The organism is Flavobacterium commune, assembly GCF_001857965.1.
Lineage (GTDB): Bacteria > Bacteroidota > Bacteroidia > Flavobacteriales > Flavobacteriaceae > Flavobacterium > Flavobacterium commune.
Genome location: NZ_CP017774.1, coordinates 1,820,014 through 1,838,357, shown reverse-complemented (window position 1 = coordinate 1,838,357; position 18,344 = coordinate 1,820,014). Strand labels below are relative to the sequence as shown.

Here is an 18,344-nt window from a genome sequence, read left to right as displayed (position 1 = left end):
AAAAAACAATAAGTTAATTCACCAACTTATTTCTTTAACCAGTTCCCATCGACATCTGTGTAAACAGTAGCCGTCTGGTCTTTAACTGATATTTCCAATTTATATTCTTTTTTTTCGTTTACATAAGCCTTGGACAAAACAGCATCAGGATATGATTTCTTTAAAGCCTCAGTTACCGCTGTTGGCAAATCGGTTGCTTTAATTTCAGTATAAGTTTCCGTTGCCGGAGCTACTTTCTCTGTTGAAGTTCCATTCTGAGCTTGCTCTTGGCCTGAAATTGTCGAAAAACTTCCTAAAGCAATCAGGGCGGATAAAATTAATTTTTTCATGGTAGTGAGTATTTTCAAATTATTTTTTAATCCATTTTCCGTTTGCATCAGCAAATAAAGCTCCTTCTTTGTCGCCAACTTTAACCTCTAGCTTGTATTCTTTCTTTTCGTTTATATAAGCCTTTGTAAGTATTGCATCCGGAAAAGCTTTCTTTAAAGCCTCGGTTACAGCTGCAGGTACTTCTTCTGATTTAATTTCTGTATAGCCGTCTGTTGCCGGAGCTGCTTGTTCCGTTGCAACTGATTTTTGTTCTTGTGCAGGAGCCTGATCCTGAGCTGACATAGTTGTTAAACTTCCTAATACGATTGCTGCTGATAGAATTAATTTTTTCATAATGTGTAATTTTTAAAATATTATTGATGTTTTACACTTGTGACAATGAAATTATTATACCAACATTTTTTAAAACCAATACAAAACACACAAACACTTGATTTACAGACAACAAACAAATGTTTAATCTTTATAAAAACATCATCCTGTTGTGTAAAAGTGTTTCTTTGTGTATAATTTTTACACACTAAAATGCATAAAAAAAGCCGCACATGATTGTGCGGCTTGATTCTATAAAAAAATATTTTTATTCCGGTTCGTTCATTTTGAAAGAATCCATAAAAGCAGTAGTATAATCTCCCGCAATATAACGTGGGTCATCCATTAATTGTCTGTGAAAAGGAATAGTTGTTTTGATACCTTCGATTACGAATTCGTCTAAGGCTCTTCTCATTTTACTGATTGCCTCCTCACGAGATTGGGCAGTAGTAATCAATTTAGCAATCATCGAATCGTAATTTGGTGGAATTGTATAACCTGAATATACGTGAGTATCTAAACGAACTCCATGACCACCCGGCATGTGTAATGTAGTAATTTTTCCTGGCGAAGGTCTAAAATCATTGTATGGATCTTCGGCATTGATACGACATTCGATAGCGTGCAATTGTGGCAAGTAGTTTTTACCAGAAATCGGAATTCCTGCTGCTACCATAATTTGCTCACGAATCAAATCGTAATCAATAACTTGTTCGGTGATTGGGTGTTCCACCTGGATACGCGTATTCATTTCCATGAAATAGAAATTACGGTGTTTATCCACTAAGAACTCAACTGTACCAGCACCTTCATATTTAATATATTCAGCTGCTTTTACTGCTGCTTCTCCCATTCTCTGACGCAATTCGTCTGTCATAAATGGAGAAGGAGTTTCTTCAGTTAATTTTTGGTGACGTCTCTGTACAGAACAATCTCTTTCAGAAAGATGACAAGCTTTTCCATAAGCATCTCCTACAACCTGGATTTCGATATGACGTGGTTCTTCAATTAATTTTTCCATGTACATACCGTCATTTCCAAAAGCAGCCGCTGCTTCCTGACGAGCACTTTCCCAAGCTTTGTGAAGATCTTCTTCTTTCCAGATAGCACGCATTCCTTTTCCACCACCACCGGCAGTAGCTTTCATCATAACAGGATATCCTATTTCTTTAGCTACTATTTGTGCTTGTTCAAAAGATTCTAAAATTCCTTCAGAACCCGGAACACAAGGAACACCAGCTTCAATCATAGTTGATTTTGCAGAAGCCTTATCTCCCATTCTGTCAATCATCTCAGGAGCTGCTCCAATGAACTTAATTCCGTGTTCTTGACAAATTTTTGAAAATTTAGAATTTTCAGAAAGGAATCCATAACCCGGATGTATGGCATCAGCATTTGTAATCTCGGCTGCGGCAATAATATTTGACATTTTCAAATAAGAAAGATTACTTGGAGCCGGTCCGATACAAACTGCTTCATCAGCAAATTTCACATGTAAACTTTCTGCATCGGCAGTAGAATAAACTGCTACCGTTTTGATGCCCATTTCTTTACACGTTCTAATTACACGAAGTGCAATTTCTCCCCTATTTGCAACTAATATTTTTTTAAACATCTTTTAAAAGTTAGAAGTTAGAAGTTAGAAATTAGAAGTCAAGAATGCAATTGATTTGAATCTGAATATTAATTAAGGTCAAATCTGCAATCTAAAATCTGTAATCTAAAATCTTAAATTTATGATGGATCTACTAAGAATAATGGTTGATCAAATTCAACTGGAGACATATCATCAACTAATATTTTAACGATTTTTCCAGAAACTTCAGATTCGATTTCGTTAAATAATTTCATTGCCTCAACTACACAAAGTACATCTCCTTTAGCAATAGAACTACCTACTTCAACAAACATTGGTTTGTCTGGGGATGGTTTTCTGTAGAAAGTACCAATCATTGGTGACTTAATAGTGATATATTTAGAATCATCAGTAGCTGGAGCAGCAGCAACAGGCGCAGCAGCGGCAGGCGCAGCAGGAGTTGCTATAATTTGTTGTACCGGAGCCTGAGCAGGCAACTGTTGTACATAAGTCGGTTCTGGAGCAGCGGTTTCTAAAGTAGTTCTAATGGTAATTTTTACATCGTCCATTTCTAACTTAACTTCAGCAACGCCAGAATTAGATACAAATTTAATTAGGTTCTGAATTTCTTTTAAATCCATAATATTTGTGATTTTAGTTTAAATTATTGTTTGTTATATGCCCATTTCAGATAAATAGACCCCCAAGTGAATCCTCCTCCAAATGCAGCAAAAATAATGGTATCTCCTTTTTTAAACAAATGTTCAAAATCATTTAAAACCAGAGGTAAGGTTGCTGATGTAGTATTTCCATATCTTTCGATATTCATTAAAACCTTAGAGTCCTCCAGATTCATTCTGTGTGCAGTAGCATCTATAATTCGTTTATTTGCCTGATGTGGCACTAAAAAGGCAACATCCTCGTTAGTCAGGTTGTTTCTTTTCAAGATTTGCTCACTAGCATCAGCCATATTGGTCACAGCATATTTAAATACCGTTTTCCCATCTTGTCTTATACTGTGTCTTTTCTCTTCAATTGTTTGAATAGTTGTTGGGTGAAGTGATCCTCCGGCATCAATTTTCAAGAAATCGCGACCTACACCGTCACTTCTTAAATATTCATCTTGCAATCCTAATCCTTCATGATTAGGTTCAAATAGTACAGCTCCTGCTCCATCACCAAATATAATACAAGTGGTTCTGTCAGTATAATCAACTATAGAAGACATTTTATCGGCACCTATTAATAGTACTTTTTTATATCTTCCTGATTCAATATAAGCAGCAGCCGTAGACATTCCGTATAGAAAACTAGAACAAGCTGCTTGTAAATCATATGCAAAAGCATTTGTAGCTCCTATTTGAGTAGCCACATAAGCTCCGGTTGCCGAAACCTGCATATCTGGAGTTGCTGTTGCCATTAAGACCAAATCAATTTCTAAAGGATTGATATTTGCTTTAGCAATTAAATCTTCAGCTGCTTTTATGGCTAAAAAAGAAGTTCCTTTATCAGCATCTTTCAAAATTCTTCTTTCCTTTATTCCTGTACGCGAAGTAATCCACTCGTCGTTTGTATCAACCATTGTTTCAAGAACCTGGTTTGATAGTACAAAATCAGGAACATAAGCTCCAACAGCAGTAATTGCGGCCGTAATTTTATTCATTTTATTCGGATATTTTTCCTTCCGTTTTTACACAAAAGAAAACGTTTAAAAAGGGGTTAAAAATACAAAAAAAATCTAAACCCTTTATCTTTAAAAACCTCTTATTTAACGAAAATCTTAAACAACAAAAAACTCTCACAATGTGTGAGAGTTCTCGTATTATCTATAAAAACGTATTATGCAAAAGTAGCTTCTGACTTATCAATAACCACTTGTCCTCTGTAGTACATTTTTCCTTCATGCCAGTAAGCTCTGTGGTATAAGTGAGCTTCACCTGTAATAGGACAAGTAGCAATTTGCGCTACAGTAGCTTTATAATGTGTTCTTCTCTTGTCTCTTCTTGTTTTCGAGGTTTTTCTTTTAGGATGTGCCATTTTACTATATTATTTATCCGTTAATAGTTGCTTTAATTTGTCCCAACGCGGGTCTATATTCTCTTCTTTATTCTCTTTTTCATCTACTTCTTTTACCTGCAATTTATTCAGTTTTTCTAAAGCTTCAGTTTTCAAACTTCCGTCTTTAACACCTGGATGAACTCGTTTTAAAGGAACCGAAAGCGCAATCATCTCATAGATATACTGTGCTATATCTATCTCAAATTCACCAAAAGGCAAAATCAACAACTCTTCATTGTCATTATTAAACACTTCCCCAAAACGAACAATTAACTTCATTTTACCTTTAATTGGCAAATCAAAATCTTCTCCCGTCAAGTCGCAAGGCACATTTACTGTCCCCTTGTGCTTAAAATTCAACTCAAGCATATTGCTTTTCTTCTCTAAAACTACAGCTACTTTGATATCCGAATTTTGAAATTCATCATACTCAAAGTTCTCAAAGAACGCATTACTTATTTGATACTCAAAATGATGTTTCCCTAGCTTTAAGCCTACGAAAGGAATTAAAAATTCTTTTGTCCTATTCATTTCAACAAAATTTTGCCCAATTCCGAAGCTTCGGAACGGGAGTGCAAAGATATAAAATTATTATAAATCCAATAACCTTATTAATCTTTTTTTATCTACATTTATTTTTCCTTAACTTTTAACGGCTTTTCAGTCATTTCTTCATACTGAATCCTTGATCGATAGACATCTAAAGCTAAATACACCGCTTCTTTAAACGAATTAAAATCTGCAATTCCTTTACCGGCAATATCATAAGCTGTTCCGTGATCTGGCGAAGTCCTCACCTTACTCAAACCAGCTGTAAAATTAACCCCTTTTCCAAAAGACAAAGTCTTAAACGGCACTAATCCCTGATCATGATAAGTCGCAATAACGGCATCAAATTTTTCGTAATGACCACTTCCAAAAAAACCATCTGCAGCAAAAGGACCAAAAACCATTGTTCCTTTGTCAAACATTTTTTTCAAAACTGGCTTTATCAACTCCTCATCTTCCTTACCTATAACACCACCATCACCACAATGCGGATTCAAACCTAAAACAGCAATCTTTGGATTACTAATACTAAAATCACGTATTAAAGACTGTTTTACCGTTTCAATTTTCTTGACAATCAAATCTTCCGTCAGTCGCGATGCCACTTCATTTATAGGCACATGATCCGTCAACAGCCCCACCCTTAAACTATCCTGTACCATAAACATCAAAGCATCACCTTCTAGTTCCTGATCCAAATAATCCGTATGGCCCGGAAATTTAAAATCTTCCGATTGTATATTGTATTTATTTATAGGCGCAGTTACCAAAACATCTACCAACCCTTCTTTCAAAGCCTTAGTAGCAGCAACGAAAGACTTGATAGCATACTCACCTACCTTATCATCATTGACACCTAAATTCAAATCAACTCCTTCTTTCCAAACATTCAACACATTAATTTTACCGGGAACAAGTTGATCCAACTTATCAATTCCATGCAACACCACAGTAGATTCGAGATTTCTTTTTATAAAAGACAAAATCTTTACATTAGCAAAAACTACAGGCGTACATAGTTCTAACATTCGAGAATCTTCAAATGTTTTTAGAATAACCTCGCTTCCAATACCATTCAAATCTCCAATCGAAATTCCTACGATAATATTTTCTGCTTTTTTAATCATATCCACAAGTATTTATTGCTAATTTTGAAGTGCAAATTTAGTAAAATAAAACAAGAATGTTTACAGGAATAATAGAAACCCTTGGTACCATCCAGGAAATAAAAAAAGACAAAGACAATATCCACGTAACGATTGACTCTTCGATTACAAACGAACTCAAAATAGACCAAAGCGTAGCCCATAACGGAATTTGCCTAACCGTAGTAGCCATAAAAGAAAACAGCTACACTGTAACCGCAATTGACGAAACTATAAAAAAAACAAACTTAGGAGAATGGCAAAAAGGAGATTTAGTCAATCTGGAAAGAGCAATGAAACTAGGCGATCGCCTGGATGGACATATCGTTCAAGGTCACGTTGACCAAACCGGGACTTGCATTTCCATACAGGAAACTAACGGAAGTTGGCTTTACACCTTTGAATACGATGACAAACTAAACAATCTAACCATCGAAAAAGGCTCTATCACTGTAAACGGAGTAAGCCTAACTGTTGTAAACTCTAAGAAAAACCAATTCAGCGTAGCCATCATCCCTTACACTCACGAGCATACCAATTTTAAAAATTTTACAGTGGACTCAAAAATTAATTTAGAGTTTGATGTTATTGGGAAATACGTTTCCAAACTACACGGAAACAAACCATAAAAAGAAACGCTCGGTTAAACCGAGCGTTTCTTTTTTACAGTAAAAACACATATTTTATAAAATCCGAATAACAAGCCTAAAGCCAACAAGCCCAACAAACCTTTATCTATTGGCAATCCAGGAGGCGAGGGAGGACACACAGGACACGGAGGCTCCTCTCCTCCCTGTGCAACAGCCGCAACACTCACATAGAAGCAGGCAATTAAAAAAATATATTTATTTAACATTTCTCTCATAGAATAGAAAAAAAATGTTTAGAAACCCCAAGCATATTCAACCAAATACATTAGACTCAATCTACATAAACTAAACATCAGCAACAAAGATATAGCATTTGAATTGATTTACTACAAAATAAAAAGCCTTTAAAACGTTAATTTTAAAGGCTTTTTATCGATTATTAATCAACTTACAACGATTGACTTTTGTTAAATATCGTAACATTCTATTGAATTAAAAGAATTTAAACCCAAATTAAAAAAATCAGCCCCTCATTCACTCCCTAGAAATAAAAAAACCTTACAAACATAGTGTTCATAAGGCTTTTTAAACTTAAAATGTGGTCCCACCTGGGCTCGAACCAGGGACCACCTGATTATGAGTCAGGTGCTCTAACCAGCTGAGCTATAGGACCAGTTAAGAGTTTGCAATATTACTATTATTTTTTGGTTGCTCCAAATATTTTTGACTTAGTTTTTTAGGCAATAACTAATATAAAAAATCCATTAATACAAAAGTACTGATTATTAGAATCATACTTTGATTATAAAATCTAAATGCTTTGACACAATTCCACCAAAACCCCATTGGTGCTTTTTGGATGCAAAAAAACTACCCATTTATTATCAGCACCCTTTTTAGGGATTTCATTCAAAACAACAAAACCTTCACTCTTTAATCTTTCAACTTCTTCCTGAATGTTCTCAACCTCAAAAGCAATATGATGAATTCCTTCTCCTTTTTTTTCTAAAAATTTTGCTATCGGACTCTCTGGATTTGTTGCTGCTAAAAGTTCAATTTTATTGGTATCTGTTTTAAAAAAAGAAGTCAAAACCCCTTCGCTTTCTACTTCTTCTAGCTTATAAGGCGAAACTCCTAATAGTTTTTCAAACAAAGCATTCGAAACATCAATATCTTTTACTGCAATTCCTACATGATCTATTTTTTTCATAAAATCCCAAATTTTAAACAACAAAAACTCCAAAATCAATTTTAAAGATACTTATTCTACAACTCAACTCCCTTAATAATTCTATAAAAAGTTTTAATTCCAGTAATTATAATTGTTATTTTGTACTTCTAAATTCTAAATTACATGTTGAAAGACAAACTAAAATACATTTCGATACTATTAATCCTAATTATAGCAAGCTGCGCCAAAAGAGGAAGCATTACCGGCGGATTAAAAGATACCATTGCTCCAACTTTAAGAACAAGTTTCCCAGAGAATTTCAGCACTAATTTTAACGACAAACAAATCAAATTAGAGTTTGACGAAATTGTAATCCTTAAAGGCTTGAGCAAACAATTAGTGATTTCGCCACCCATGAAATATGAACCTCTAATTATTCCTACCACTGCCAGCAAATACATTACTATAAAAATAAAGGACACCCTTAAACCCAACACTACCTACAGCTTTAATTTTGGACAAAGTATAACCGACAACAACGAAGGAAACCCTTTGAACCAATTTAAGTACGTTTTTTCTACAGGAAGCTACATCGATTCTTTAGCTCTTAACGGAAAAGTAAAATATGCTTTCGAAAAAGAAGCAGAACCCTTTATTTCAGTAATGCTTTATGAAGTAAATGACAACTTCAACGATTCGATAATTTACAAAGAAAGCCCAAGATACATTACCAACACCTTAGACAGTTTAAAAACATTCTCTCTGGAGAATTTAAAAGAAGGAAAATACTTTTTAGTCGCCTTAAAAGACCTAAACAAAAACAATAAATTTGACCCTAAAACAGAAAAAATTGGTTTTATAAAAGACTTTATAAACATTCCAAACGACACTATTTTTGAATTAGAATTATTTCAGGAAAAAACCCCTTTTAAAGCATTCAAACCCACTCAAGAAACAGCAAACAGATTGTTGATGGGCTATGAAGGCGATCTTTCTAAAGCCAAAACAAAACCCCAAATTAGCCTAAAAAACAACAGCGAAATACTTCCAAGCATTGTTACTAAAATGCCAAAAAAAGATTCGCTCCAAATTTGGTTTAAACCCATCAAAACCGATTCTTTAAAAGTAGCCATTAGTTATAATCAATACGAGAAAGATTTTAGTCTTAAAATCAGAAGTCCCAAAAAAGACAGCTTAAGCATCAACGCCATAAGTCCAACAAGTTTTAAAGATATTTTTACTCTTGAATCATCGATTCCAATAGTCAAATTTGACGAAACAAAAATCAATTTGATTGATGGTGATTCTACCGCTATAAAATTCACCAAAACCTACGATGAATTCAACCAAAAATTATATTTGGACTTCAAAAAAGAGCCTGCTAAAAAATACAACTTTAGCATTCTACCGGGTGCATTAACTGATTTTTACGAACACACTAATGACACATTAAGCTACCAAATCAGCACCAGAGAACTCAAAGAATACGGAAACTTAAAAGTAAAACTTGAAAATGTAAAATCATTTCCTGTTATCATCGAATTATTAAAATCCACCGGAGAGGTTGTTAGTAGTGAATACATCGAAAAGTCAGCTACAATTGATTTTAATTTATTAGACCCAGCCAAATTTAGCCTTCGCGCGATTTACGACACTAATAAAAACCAACAATACGATCCCGGTAATTATTTAGAGAAAAAATACGCCGAAGAAGTAGTTTATTTTTCCGGAGAAATCGATGTAAGAAGCAATTGGGACGTAGAACAAACTTTTGATTTAAGTATTCCCTACACGCCGCCGCCGCCAATCAAAAAAGAAGACTTAAAAAAGAAGAAAAAACAATATTAAAGCAACTTAAACGAATCCCGATCATTCAAAAAACCCAGCTTTTGTCTGGCTGCGATCATTTTCTGTTGATCTAACTCAGCTATAAAAACATTTTCTGATTCCGTTGGAGCAACCACATAATCACCCAGACAATCCAGCAGCTGAGAATGTCCTGGATAATTATGTCCATTAGCGTCAACTCCAATTCTATTAACACCAATAGTATAACTCATATTCTCAATAGAACGGGCTTTAAGAAGCGCATCCCAGGCATTTATTCTTTTTTCCGGCCAACTCGCCACATACAGCAGCAAATCGTAATTTTCGGTATTTCTGGAAAATACCGGAAAACGCAAATCATAACACACCATCGGACAGATTTTCCAGCCCAGATAATTCACAATTGATCTTTGGTTGCCTGCCGTATAAAATTTATCCTCACCAGCCAGCGTAAACAAATGCTTTTTATCGTAAAACTGAATTTCTCCAGAAGGAAACACAAACAACATTCGGTTATAAAAATTCCCAGATTCTTCAATAACTACGCTTCCTGTAATAGCCGTTTTTTTGGCTTTCGCCAAAGATTGCATCCATAACACCGTTTCTCCCTGCATGGTTTCAGCAACAACGCCAGGATTCATTGTAAAGCCTGTAGAAAACATTTCAGGTAGCACAATCAAATTGACAGACTCATTGATTCCATTAATTTTTTCTTCGAAAGAATCTCGGTTAGCTTTAGGATTTTCCCAAACTAAATCTGACTGGATTAAGGATATTTTCATAACAAAAAAGTTGTTTCACAAAGATACACAAAGTTTGTCCCAACAAAAAAAGCGCATTCAAATCAATGAATGCGCTTTTTAAACTATTCACCCTTTAGTTTTTTGACTTATTTTTATTTTATAAAATTACTAAAATTTGACATCAGAATCCAAGTCTACAAAGATCAGTACTATTTTGAATTTAATCCTTTATAGTTCTTGACATATTCGTAAAAATGAATAAGAATAGGAAACGAAACAAATACTATCCAAATAATTGATTGTCTATTCATAAATTGACATTTGTAATTCATCCAAAATAATGAAGTACTAAAAACAACACAAAACAAGGAATACCAAACACTTACTTGTTCCTCAGAATATCTCTCAACATGATCTTTTTTTAAAACTTTAATACGACGTGAATTTCGATACGATTTCTCATTTTTATCGGGAAGAAATCCAAAAATCATACTAATATTCTGGGCAATATAAATTGCTGAAACACCCAATAAAAAATACTGAAAAAAAAGATAAACCTCTTGCTGAAATGATACAGCATTACTAATTTCTCCATTTTTAAAAACTCTAATAATATAGTCCAATGCAAATACAATCATAGCTATTGAACTCCAAAGACTCAATAAAAAACGATTTGTTTTAGAAAGTGGAATTTTTGTAAAAGCGTTAATAATAGAAAATACAGATATGCAAAAAACAATAAAGAAAAACACATAAACAATTTTTGCATAAACATAATCCTTTGAAAAATCTACTAACCAATAAATAATTGCAATTGAATACAAAAGTGTTATACCTTCGGTCAATTTTGGAATTATCAACTCTCTGCTTTTTTTAAATTTAGCAAGAAATGCCAGTATAAAGCATAACAAAAAAGCATAAGTAATTAAATATATTTTCTCTCCAATATTATTAATACCCTTGTGAGAAATAATAAAAACAAAAAAACCTCCCGCAAGTGCAATTACAAAATTTTCAATTAAGGGTCTCCAAGTTCCATACAATCTTTTGCCTTGAAAAATGAGACCTAAAATTAAAGGAAAAAAACTCCACTGATTAAGTGTTACAAGGAGATATAACACCTGCAAAATAACTGGAATTACAAAAACACCAATAACTACATATAACATCTTATGACCACTTTCATTACTGTCAAATATGCTTTTATACTTCATAACTTATTCTATAAAAAACTAAAAATTGAATATCACAATGTAATATTTTTATTTTAAAAATCTATATATACAAAAAAAGCGCATTCAAATCAATGAATGCGCTTTTATAAAATATATTGAAAAAATATTATCCTTTCAAACTTGCTGACATGTACTCTCTATTCATACGAGCAATATTTTCTAGAGAAATTCCTTTTGGACATTCTACTTCACAAGCTCCAGTGTTAGTACAGTTACCAAAACCTTCGTCGTCCATTTGGCTTACCATGTTCAATACACGATCAACCGCTTCTACCTGACCTTGTGGCAATAGCGCAAATTGAGAAACTTTAGCAGCAACAAATAACATAGCCGATGAGTTTTTACAAGTAGCCACACAAGCTCCACATCCAATACAAGTTGCAGCATCAAAAGCAGCATCAGCATCTTTTTTATTTACCGGAATTGTATTTGCATCGATAGTGTTTCCTGAAGTATTTACCGAGATAAATCCTCCTGCGTGTTGAATTCTGTCAAAAGAACTTCTGTCAACAACTAAATCTTTAACTACAGGGAAAGCAGCTGCACGGAATGGCTCGATAGTGATAGTATCACCATCTTTAAACATACGCATGTGCAATTGACAAGTAGTAACCCCTCTGTCCGGTCCGTGAGCTTCACCATTGATGAATAAAGAACACATTCCGCAGATTCCTTCGCGACAGTCGTGGTCAAAAGCTACTGGCTCTTCGCCAGCATTGATTTGTTGTTCGTTGAATACGTCAAGCATTTCAAGGAATGACATATCAGGTTCAATTCCGTCGATTTTATAATCGACCATTTTCCCTTTATCTTGGGCGTTTTTTTGACGCCATATTTTTAATGTAAGTTTCATTTTGTCTAAGTATTAAGTATTAAGAAACAAGTATCAAGACTTTCTCAGAATACTATTTATAACTACGTTGAACTAATTTTATGTTTTCGTAATTCAATGGTTCTTTGTGCAATACTGCATCACTTGGTTTTCCTTTGTATTCCCAAGCTGCAACGTATGCAAAGTTTTCATCATCACGAAGTGCTTCTCCTTCTTCTGTTTGGTATTCCTCACGGAAGTGACCACCACAAGACTCTTTACGGTGTAAAGCATCTTTAGCAAACAATTCTCCTAATTCTAAGAAATCAGCAACACGAATTGCTTTTTCTAATTCCTGATTGAATTCTTTATCTGTTCCAGGTACTTTTACATCTTTATAAAACTCCTCACGTAAAGCGGCAATTTCTTCCATTGCTTCAGTTAAGCCTTTCTCATTACGAGCCATACCTACTTTATTCCACATAATTTTACCTAATTTTTTGTGGAAATAGTCAACTGAATGCGTTCCTTTATTATTGATAAAGTTTGCAATCAAATCTTTTACTGATTTTTCAGCTTCTTCAAATTCAGGTCTATCTGTAGAAATAGGTCCCATTTTGATATCCGGAGCTAAATAATCACCAATTGTATAAGGCAATACAAAATATCCATCAGCCAAACCTTGCATCAAAGCAGAAGCTCCCAAACGGTTAGCTCCGTGGTCAGAGAAGTTAGATTCTCCAATGGAGAAACATCCCGGAATTGTAGTCATCAGGTTATAATCAACCCAAGTTCCTCCCATTGTATAGTGAACCGCAGGGTAAATCATCATTGGAGTTGTATACGGATCCTCATCTACAATTTTATAATACATTTGGAACAAGTTCCCGTATTTACTTTTTACAATTTCAGTTCCTAATTTAGTTACTAAAGCTTTATCATTAGCATCTAAACCTTTTACATAAGCCGCTTCAGTTCCGTAACGTTGGATTGCCGCAGCAAAATCCAAGTAAACAGCTTCTCCTGTTTTGTTAACACCAAAACCGGCATCACATCTTTCTTTAGCAGCACGAGAAGCTACGTCACGTGGTACCAAGTTACCAAAAGCAGGGTATCTTCTTTCCAAGAAATAATCTCTGTCAGCTTCAGCTAAATCAGTTGCTTTTTTCTTTCCTTCACGAATAGCCTGAGCATCTTCTAATTTTGCAGGAACCCAGATACGTCCATCATTACGCAACGACTCTGACATCAAAGTCAATTTAGACTGATGATCTCCTGAAACCGGAATACAAGTTGGGTGAATTTGAGTATAACAAGGGTTTGCGAAGAAAGCTCCTTTTTTGTGGATTTTCCAAGCAGCAGTAGCATTAGAGCCCATCGCATTAGTTGATAAGAAAAAAACGTTTCCGTAACCTCCAGAACCGATAACAACTGCGTGAGCTGAATGTCTTTCGATTTCTCCAGTAATCAAGTTACGAGCGATAATTCCTCTTGCTTTACCATCAATAATTACTAATTCAAGCATTTCGTGACGGTTGTACATTTTGATTTTTCCACGACCAATTTGACGGTTCATTGCAGAATAAGCTCCTAGCAATAATTGTTGTCCGGTTTGACCTTGTGCATAAAATGTACGGGAAACCAAAGTTCCTCCAAATGAACGGTTGTCCAATAATCCACCATATTCACGAGCCAATGGCACCCCTTGAGCCACACATTGGTCAATAATATTAGCAGAAACTTCAGCCAAACGGTGTACGTTTGCCTCACGAGCGCGGTAATCTCCTCCTTTTACAGTGTCATAAAACAATCTGTAAACCGAGTCACCGTCTCCTTTATAATTTTTTGCCGCGTTGATTCCCCCTTGTGCTGCAATAGAGTGCGCACGACGTGGTGAATCCTGAAAACAAAATGCTTTTACGTTATATCCTAATTCTGCTAAAGTAGCAGCAGCAGAACCTCCAGCTAATCCTGTTCCAACAACGATAATATCTAAATTACGTTTGTTAGCAGGGTTTACTAAATTAATATGATCTTTATAATTTGTCCATTTGTCCGCAATTGGACCATTTGGAATTTTTGAATCTAATGCCATTATAATTGAATATTAATGATTGAAATGATGAAATAATGCAATAAATACGAATCCTAAAGGAACGATTACAGAAAACCATAATCCAAAACCTTTCATCCCTTTTGTGTATTTATTATTTGCTCCTACTGATTGAAAAGAAGAACTAAATCCGTGACGTAAGTGTAAAGACAACAATACAAACGATAAACTGTATAGTCCAGTACGCACAGGGCTAACGAATTTTTCAGCTAACTCATGAAAATAACGAGTTTCATCAGCAGGATTAAATTCTACATACTTATAAACCATTTCCGGAACCCAGAAATCATAAAAATGTACCGCTAAGAAAGCTAAAATAACAGAACCTGAAATGATCATGTTACGTGAAGCCCAACTTGCATTTGCAGCTCCATTGTAGCTTGCGTACCCTATAGGTCTCGCTTTTTTGTTTTGAATATCCAATACAAATCCCATGATAAAGTGGAAAATAACACCCACAATAAGAATTGGTTGAATAACAAACTGAACCAAAGGATTAGTTCCCATGAAATGAGAAATCGAATTAAACACATCGGCACTAATTACCGAAGTCAAATTAATTAAAAAATGCTGCGCCAGGAACAACATCAAAAAAAGTCCTGAAAGTGCCATAGCTACTTTTTTTGCTATTGACGATTTCAATAATCCAGATTTTGCCATAATATTTTAGAATATAATTTAAAAAGTACACAAAAATAGAGTAATTAGGAACGAACTACAACCTTTTCGTTCTTATTTAGAAACGTTATAAAGTTTTTAGCGAAAAACAAGGTTAATCAATCTCAAAATAGATTTTAAACAATTGATTTACAGTTTTTTAAATAAATTAAATCCTTTAAAAACCAGAAAAAAAACACAAAAACCAAATTAATTATTAGCATTCAAAAGCCTAAAAAATATACATTTAATAATTTTTAGAATAAAATGCTTTTAAATCAACAAAAAACACAAAAACAGACTATTTTGTGTAGTTAAAGAAACAGCAATTCCAAAGCGTCATTTTATCTTTGTGATTTCTAAAAAAATGATAATGAAAACAGGAATTGACGCACTCTCATTTGACGTAGCCAAACTACATTTACCCATAAAAACATTGGCAGAAGCCAGAAATATAGAACCCGAAAAACTAGAAAAAGGTTTAGGATTACTTAAAATGACTTTGCCCGATACGCATCAGGACAGCGTAGTTTTTGCTGCAAATGCTTTGACTAAATTAATCCAGGACAACCAAATCGACCTTAATGAAATTGCCCGTATTTATGTTGGTACCGAAAGTGCCATCGATAACGCGAAACCTATTGGTTCTTTCCTTATCGATTTAATGGAACAAAAATTTGGAGAAAACACTCTAGCCGAATGCGATGTTGTCGATTTCACTTTTGCCTGTATTGGCGGTGTCGACGCGATGCAAAACTGCCTTGACTTTATCAAATTAAACCCAACTAAAAAAGCAATTGTAGTTACTACCGATTTTGCCAAATACGATTTGAATTCTACCGGAGAATATACTCAAGGTGCCGGAGCAACAGCGATGTTAATCACTGTGAACCCAAGAATTATAGCTTTCGAAAATCATTGGGCGACTAATACTAAAGGTGTTTTTGATTTTTTCAAACCTCATAGAACAGTTTCAAAAGAAGCCATAACCGGAAACACCAACAACGAATCCTGGTTTGATAATTTGGAAGCCGAAATCGAAATCCACAAAGACCAACCGGTTTTTGACGGACAATATTCAAATCAATGTTACATGGACAGAACCAGAAATGCTTATTTCTCGTTCAAGAAACTAAAACAAACTTCAGCTACTTTATACCAAAGCTGGAACAGCATCATCATGCACCTGCCTTACTCCTTTCAAGGTCGCCGTATGTTATCTGAAATTTATGCTTTGGATGCCGAAAATTCAATTATTTCCGGAGAAGAAACCCCGGCTGAATACCAAAACAAGTTAAAGGAAACCAGCAAAACTCCGGAATACAAAAACTTTGTGGAAGAAAAATTAATGCCTGCCGAATTAGCTTCTTCGCTAATTGGGAATTTATATACGGGATCTATTTTCATGGGATTCCTTTCTACTCTAGCTCATTTTTATGACACGAAAAAAGAAATCTCAGGAAACACTTTTGGATTTCTTGCTTATGGAAGTGGTTCGAAATCAAAAGTATTCGAAGGAATCATTCAGGACGAATGGAAAGCGGCTTTAGCCAATGTAAACCTTTTTGAAACCTTAGCAGAAAGTTTCGAAATTGATTTTGACACCTACGAAAAACTTCATAAAAAAGAACAAAAACAAAGCATTCAATCACCAAAAAACGAATGGATTTTAGACAGAATCGAAAAAGAAATTCCAAATCTTATTGGTGCGCGTTATTACAAATGGATTGATTAAATTTGAGATCATAAATTACTATAATAAAAAACTTTAACCTATACATTTAGTTTGTCATTCCGACGAAGGAGGAATCTCATCAAACTGCTCACGCAACGAAGATTCCTCCTTCGTCGGAATGACAAGATTGTGGTTATGTCTATTTATAGTATTCAAAAATTAAATAACACAAATAAAAACTTTTTCTAAATGAAATACCATCCGATTGATCGCCATTTATTTATAAAAAATCGCAGCAAATTTACGGCTCAAATGAGTCCAAAAAGTATTGCGATTTTCAACTCAAACGACATTTATCCCGTTAGTGCCGACAGCACTTTGCCGTTTGCACAACATCGCGATATTTTTTATTTAAGCGGAATCGATCAGGAAGAAAGTATTTTATTGCTTTGCCCGGACGCGCCTTACGAACACCAAAAAGAAATGCTTTTCTTGAAGGAAACCAGCGAATTGATTGCTATTTGGGAAGGTGCCAAGTTAACAAAAGAAGAAGCCTTTGCTGTTTCAGGGATCAAAACCGTGCATTGGTTACAGGATTTTGAAAAAGTCCTGTTCGAAATGATGACCTACACCGATACGATGTACATCAACACTAACGAACACTACCGTTCTCATGTAGAAACCGAAACACGTGAAGCGCGTTTTGTAAAATGGTGGAAAGAAAAATATCCTGCACATGCTGTTGCCAAAAGCAATCCTATTTTACAACGCCTTCGTTCGGTAAAAGAAAACGAAGAATTGGATTTAATTCAGCATGCCTGTAACATTACCGAAAAAGGCTTTAGACGCGTTCTTTCGTTTGTAAAACCCAATGTAACGGAATACGAAATCGAAGCCGAATTCATTCACGAATTCATTCGCAATCGTTCCAAGGGTTTTGCTTACACGCCGATTATTGCTTCGGGAAATAATGCCAATGTGTTGCATTACATCGAAAACAACAAAGAATGCAAAGCAGGCGATTTGATTTTGCTTGACGTTGCTGCCGAATACGCTAATTATTCCAGCGATTTAACCCGAACCATTCCCATTTCAGGCCGTTATTCCGAAAGACAAAAAGCAGTTTACAATGCCGTTTTAAGAGTAAAAAACGAAGCTACTCATATGCTAACTCCGGGAACACTCTGGAAACAATATCAGGCAGAAGTGGGTAAAATCATGTCTTCAGAATTATTAGGTTTGGGACTTTTAGACAAAGCCGATGTACAAAACGAAAATCCGGAATGGCCGGCATACAAAAAATATTTCATGCACGGCACTTCGCATCACATGGGACTAGACACCCACGATTACGGCATCCTGACCGAACCGATGCAAGCCAATATGGTTTTTACCGTAGAACCAGGAATCTACATCCCTGAAGAAGGTTTCGGAATTCGTCTGGAAGATAATGTTGTCATTCAGCCTACAGGCGAGCCTTTTAATTTGATGAAAAATATTCCAATTGAAATTGAGGAAATTGAGAACTTGATGAACAGTTAGTATTCAGTTT

The 18,344-nt window shown here is 34.9% G+C and carries 19 protein-coding genes and 1 tRNA gene; 4 read left to right on the top strand and 16 right to left on the bottom strand.

The features are described from left to right. Positions 1–26 precede the first annotated feature (26 nt). The 8 genes from BIW12_RS07650 to pdxA form a co-directional block, all read right to left on the bottom strand. The gene (locus BIW12_RS07650) at positions 27–329 is read right to left on the bottom strand and encodes a hypothetical protein (protein WP_071186220.1); all 303 of its coding nucleotides are present in this window, start codon (positions 327–329) and stop codon (positions 27–29) included. Positions 330–348: 19 nt separating this feature from the next. Further along, positions 349–663 carry a hypothetical protein gene (locus BIW12_RS07645; protein WP_071184577.1) on the bottom strand — a complete coding sequence of 105 codons (315 nt, stop codon included), beginning with the start codon at positions 661–663 and terminating at the stop codon, positions 349–351. A 247-nt stretch (positions 664–910) separates the two neighbouring features. Beyond that, a complete protein-coding gene (gene accC, locus BIW12_RS07640) occupies positions 911–2,257 on the bottom strand; it encodes an acetyl-CoA carboxylase biotin carboxylase subunit (RefSeq protein ID WP_071184576.1) in 1,347 nt (448 codons plus the stop codon). 119 nt (positions 2,258–2,376) lie between these two features. After that, positions 2,377–2,859, bottom strand: a complete 483-nt coding sequence (gene accB / locus BIW12_RS07635) for an acetyl-CoA carboxylase biotin carboxyl carrier protein (protein WP_071184575.1) — start codon at positions 2,857–2,859, stop codon at positions 2,377–2,379. A gap of 23 nt (positions 2,860–2,882) precedes the next feature. Beyond that, positions 2,883–3,881 carry a beta-ketoacyl-ACP synthase III gene (locus BIW12_RS07630; RefSeq protein ID WP_071184574.1) on the bottom strand — a complete coding sequence of 333 codons (999 nt, stop codon included), beginning with the start codon at positions 3,879–3,881 and terminating at the stop codon, positions 2,883–2,885. A gap of 176 nt (positions 3,882–4,057) precedes the next feature. Continuing rightward, positions 4,058–4,255 (bottom strand): 50S ribosomal protein L32, encoded by a 198-nt coding sequence (gene rpmF, locus BIW12_RS07625; RefSeq protein ID WP_035659528.1) that lies wholly within the window; start codon positions 4,253–4,255, stop codon positions 4,058–4,060. Positions 4,256–4,264: 9 nt separating this feature from the next. After that, positions 4,265–4,807 carry a YceD family protein gene (locus BIW12_RS07620; RefSeq protein ID WP_071184573.1) on the bottom strand — a complete coding sequence of 181 codons (543 nt, stop codon included), beginning with the start codon at positions 4,805–4,807 and terminating at the stop codon, positions 4,265–4,267. Between the two features lie 101 nt (positions 4,808–4,908). After that, entirely contained in the window at positions 4,909–5,952 is a 1,044-nt protein-coding gene (gene pdxA, locus BIW12_RS07615) for a 4-hydroxythreonine-4-phosphate dehydrogenase PdxA (RefSeq protein ID WP_071184572.1), read from the bottom strand. 56 nt (positions 5,953–6,008) lie between these two features. Here pdxA and BIW12_RS07610 point away from each other — a divergent pair, with 56 nt between their 5' ends. After that, a complete protein-coding gene (locus BIW12_RS07610) occupies positions 6,009–6,599 on the top strand; it encodes a riboflavin synthase (RefSeq protein WP_071184571.1) in 591 nt (196 codons plus the stop codon). Positions 6,600–6,613: 14 nt separating this feature from the next. Here the strand turns inward: BIW12_RS07610 and BIW12_RS07605 are convergent, their stop codons facing one another. The 3 genes from BIW12_RS07605 to mce form a co-directional block, all read right to left on the bottom strand. After that, a complete protein-coding gene (locus BIW12_RS07605; protein ID WP_071184570.1) occupies positions 6,614–6,835 on the bottom strand; it encodes a hypothetical protein in 222 nt (73 codons plus the stop codon). Positions 6,836–7,159: 324 nt separating this feature from the next. After that, positions 7,160–7,233, bottom strand: a tRNA-Ile gene (locus BIW12_RS07600). Between the two features lie 138 nt (positions 7,234–7,371). Further along, entirely contained in the window at positions 7,372–7,770 is a 399-nt protein-coding gene (mce, locus tag BIW12_RS07595) for a methylmalonyl-CoA epimerase (RefSeq protein WP_071184569.1), read from the bottom strand. 144 nt (positions 7,771–7,914) lie between these two features. Here mce and BIW12_RS07590 point away from each other — a divergent pair, with 144 nt between their 5' ends. Then, positions 7,915–9,579: an Ig-like domain-containing protein gene (locus BIW12_RS07590; RefSeq protein ID WP_071184568.1), complete on the top strand. Its 1,665-nt coding sequence runs from the start codon at positions 7,915–7,917 to the stop codon at positions 9,577–9,579. On the opposite strand, the gene BIW12_RS07585 is transcribed toward BIW12_RS07590, so the two are convergent. The 5 genes from BIW12_RS07585 to BIW12_RS07565 all read right to left on the bottom strand — a co-directional run bounded on the left by BIW12_RS07585 (position 9,576) and on the right by BIW12_RS07565 (position 15,120). Next, positions 9,576–10,340 (bottom strand): amidohydrolase, encoded by a 765-nt coding sequence (locus BIW12_RS07585; RefSeq protein ID WP_071184567.1) that lies wholly within the window; start codon positions 10,338–10,340, stop codon positions 9,576–9,578. The two genes, BIW12_RS07590 and BIW12_RS07585, sit on opposite strands and share 4 nt — an antisense overlap. 170 nt (positions 10,341–10,510) lie before the next feature. Continuing rightward, positions 10,511–11,515: a hypothetical protein gene (locus BIW12_RS07580; protein ID WP_157499509.1), complete on the bottom strand. Its 1,005-nt coding sequence runs from the start codon at positions 11,513–11,515 to the stop codon at positions 10,511–10,513. Between the two features lie 127 nt (positions 11,516–11,642). Further along, entirely contained in the window at positions 11,643–12,389 is a 747-nt protein-coding gene (locus tag BIW12_RS07575) for a succinate dehydrogenase/fumarate reductase iron-sulfur subunit (protein ID WP_071184565.1), read from the bottom strand. Positions 12,390–12,441: 52 nt separating this feature from the next. Continuing rightward, on the bottom strand, positions 12,442–14,442 hold the full coding sequence (locus tag BIW12_RS07570; RefSeq protein WP_071184564.1) for a fumarate reductase/succinate dehydrogenase flavoprotein subunit: 2,001 nt from the start codon (positions 14,440–14,442) through the stop codon (positions 12,442–12,444). 12 nt (positions 14,443–14,454) lie between these two features. Next, entirely contained in the window at positions 14,455–15,120 is a 666-nt protein-coding gene (locus BIW12_RS07565) for a succinate dehydrogenase cytochrome b subunit (protein WP_071184563.1), read from the bottom strand. 370 nt (positions 15,121–15,490) lie between these two features. On the opposite strand from BIW12_RS07565, the gene BIW12_RS07560 reads away from it, so the two are divergent. Together BIW12_RS07560 and BIW12_RS07555 are read left to right on the top strand one after the other, a co-directional pair. Next, positions 15,491–16,852: a hydroxymethylglutaryl-CoA synthase family protein gene (locus BIW12_RS07560; RefSeq protein ID WP_071184562.1), complete on the top strand. Its 1,362-nt coding sequence runs from the start codon at positions 15,491–15,493 to the stop codon at positions 16,850–16,852. A gap of 189 nt (positions 16,853–17,041) precedes the next feature. Continuing rightward, positions 17,042–18,334: an aminopeptidase P family protein gene (locus BIW12_RS07555; RefSeq protein ID WP_071184561.1), complete on the top strand. Its 1,293-nt coding sequence runs from the start codon at positions 17,042–17,044 to the stop codon at positions 18,332–18,334. The last annotated feature ends 10 nt before the right edge of the window (positions 18,335–18,344 follow it).